Raw genomic sequence first — 3,423 nt, forward strand, 5'->3', positions numbered from 1 at the left:
ATGTTCGGCGGTGTCCTACTCTCCCACACCCTGTCGAGTGCAGTACCATCGGCGCTGGAGGGCTTAGCTTCCGGGTTCGGAATGGGGCCGGGCGTTTCCCCTCCGCTATGGCCGCCGTAACTCTATGAAACTGTCACACATTCGATTCCCCCGCCCGAACCACCAACCCTGACGGGTGGGTGTTGGGGGTGAATGGTATCTGTGTGTTGTTTCAGATACCGCACAGTGGACGCGTAGCTTCTTTGTGGTAAGTCCTCGGCCTATTAGTACCAGTCACCTGCACACGTTACCGTGCTTCCAGTTCTGGCCTATCAACCCGGTGGTCTGCCGGGGGCCTTACCCCCTCGAGGGGGTGAGAAACCTCATCTTGGAACAGGCTTCCCGCTTAGATGCTTTCAGCGGTTATCCCTTCCGAACGTAGCTAACCAGCGGTGCTCCTGGTGGAACAACTGGCACACCAGAGGTTCGTCCGTCCCGGTCCTCTCGTACTAGGGACAGCCTTCCTCAAGTTTCTAACGCGCGCGGCGGATAGAGACCGAACTGTCTCACGACGTTCTAAACCCAGCTCGCGTGCCGCTTTAATGGGCGAACAGCCCAACCCTTGGGACCTACTCCAGCCCCAGGATGCGACGAGCCGACATCGAGGTGCCAAACCATCCCGTCGATATGGACTCTTGGGGAAGATCAGCCTGTTATCCCCGGGGTACCTTTTATCCGTTGAGCGACACCGCTTCCACTTGCCGGTGCCGGATCACTAGTCCCGACTTTCGTCCCTGCTCGACCTGTCAGTCTCACAGTCAAGCTCCCTTGTGCACTTGCACTCGACACCTGATTGCCAACCAGGCTGAGGGAACCTTTGGGCGCCTCCGTTACATTTTGGGAGGCAACCGCCCCAGTTAAACTACCCACCAGGCACTGTCCCTGAACCAGATCATGGTCCGAGGTTAGATGTCCAATACGATCAGAGTGGTATTTCAACAACGACTCCACGAACACTGGCGTGCCCGCTTCACAGTCTCCCACCTATCCTACACAAACCGAACCGAACACCAATACCAAGCTATAGTGAAGGTCCCGGGGTCTTTTCGTCCTGCCGCGCGTAACGAGCATCTTTACTCGTAATGCAATTTCGCCGAGTCTATGGTTGAGACAGCTGAGAAGTCGTTACGCCATTCGTGCAGGTCGGAACTTACCCGACAAGGAATTTCGCTACCTTAGGATGGTTATAGTTACCACCGCCGTTTACTGGGGCTTAAATTCTCAGCTTCGCTCCGAAGAGCTAACCGGTCCTCTTAACCTTCCAGCACCGGGCAGGCGTCAGTCCGTATACATCGTCTTACGACTTCGCACGGACCTGTGTTTTTAGTAAACAGTCGCTTCTCACTGGTCTCTGCGGCCCCACCCAGCTCAGGAAGCAAGTTCCGTCACCAGACGAGGCCCCCCTTCTCCCGAAGTTACGGGGGCATTTTGCCGAGTTCCTTAACCATAGTTATCTCGATCGCCTTAGTATTCTCTACCTGACCACCTGTGTCGGTTTGGGGTACGGGCCGTGTGAAAGCTCGCTAGAGGCTTTTCTCGGCAGCATAGGATCACTGAATTCGCCTCAATCGGCTATGCATCACGTCTCAGGCTGTATGAGTGGCGGATTTGCCTACCACTCGCCCTACACGCTTACACCAGTATTACCACTGACTGGCTCAGCTACCTTCCTGCGTCACCCCATCGCTTGGCTACTACCAGATCAGGTCCCGTGCATCCACGTCCAGGTTCCCCGAAGGGAAGTAAGGACGCTTCAGGACGGTTAGTGTCACTGATTCACCAGGGGCGCGTTCACACGGGTACGGGAATATCAACCCGTTGTCCATCGACTACGCCTGTCGGCCTCGCCTTAGGTCCCGACTCACCCTGGGCGGATTAACCTGGCCCAGGAACCCTTGGTCATTCGGCGGAAGAGTTTCTCACTCTTCTTTCGCTACTCATGCCTGCATTCTCACTCGTGCAGCCTCCACACCTGGATCACTCCGGCGCTTCCACGGCTGCACGACGCTCCCCTACCCATCCGTACCACTGCCGGCCCTCCCGCAGGAGAACCGAGGTGTATTGCACGAATGCCGCAGCTTCGGTGGTGTACTTGAGCCCCGCTACATTGTCGGCGCAGGATCACTTGACCAGTGAGCTATTACGCACTCTTTCAAGGGTGGCTGCTTCTAAGCCAACCTCCTGGTTGTCTTCGCGACCCCACATCCTTTTCCACTTAGTACACGCTTAGGGACCTTAGCTGGCGATCTGGGCTGTTTCCCTCTCGACTACGAACCTTATCGCCCGCAGTCTCACTGCCGCGCTCTCACTCACCGGCATTCGGAGTTTGGCTGATTTCGGTAAGCTTGTGGGCCCCCTAGACCATCCAGTAGCTCTACCTCCGGTGAGAAACACGCGACGCTGCACCTAAATGCATTTCGGGGAGAACCAGCTATCACGGAGTTTGATTGGCCTTTCACCCCTACCCACAGCTCATCCCCTCAGTTTTCAACCTAAGTGGGTTCGGGCCTCCACGACGTCTTACCGTCGCTTCACCCTGGCCATGGGTAGATCACTCCGCTTCGGGTCTAGAACATGCGACTGGACCGCCCTATTCGGACTCGCTTTCGCTACGGCTACCCCACACGGGTTAACCTCGCCACATGCCACTAACTCGCAGGCTCATTCTTCAAAAGGCACGCCATCACCCCCAGCAGCAAGCTGCTCGAAGGCTCTGACGGATTGTAAGCGCACGGTTTCAGGTACTATTTCACTCCCCTCCCGGGGTACTTTTCACCTTTCCCTCACGGTACTAGTCCGCTATCGGTCACCAGGTAGTATTCAGGCTTATCGGGTGGTCCCGACAGATTCACAGCAGATTTCACGGGCCCGCTGCTACTTGGGTATCAACTACGACAGTCAACGAGTTTTCGTCTACGGGATTCTCACCCTCTACGACAGGCCGTTCCAGACCACTTCGACTAACACGATGATTTCTTACTGTCGGCCAGCTCGGCAGAACTGACAAAGAAGACCCCACAACCCCGCGCACACAACACCTGCCGGCTATCACATGTACACGGTTTAGCCTCATCCGCTTTCGCTCGCCACTACTCACGGAATCACTGTTGTTTTCTCTTCCTGTGGGTACTGAGATGTTTCACTTCCCCACGTTCCCTCCACACGCCCTATATATTCAGGCGCGGGTAACCACACATCACTGTGGCTGGGTTTCCCCATTCGGACACCCTCGGATCTCAGCTCGTTTGACAGCTCCCCGAGGCTTATCGCAGCCTACTACGTCCTTCATCGGCTCCTGGTGCCAAGGCATCCACCGTACGCTCTTCATTACTTACAACAAAGATGCTCGCGTCCACTGTGCAGTTCTCAAACAACACACAACCG

At 56.0% G+C, this 3,423-nt stretch carries 2 rRNA genes; both read right to left on the minus strand.

The features are described 5' to 3' along the window. Window positions 1–2 precede the first annotated feature (2 nt). Window positions 3–119, minus strand: a 5S ribosomal RNA gene (gene rrf, locus ACFXGJ_RS23930). Window positions 120–243: 124 nt separating this feature from the next. Beyond that, window positions 244–3,376, minus strand: a 23S ribosomal RNA gene (locus ACFXGJ_RS23935). Window positions 3,377–3,423 lie beyond the last annotated feature (47 nt).

Origin of the sequence: Rhodococcus sp. NPDC059234 (assembly GCF_042754225.1) — a bacterium.
Lineage (GTDB): Bacteria > Actinomycetota > Actinomycetes > Mycobacteriales > Mycobacteriaceae > Rhodococcus_G.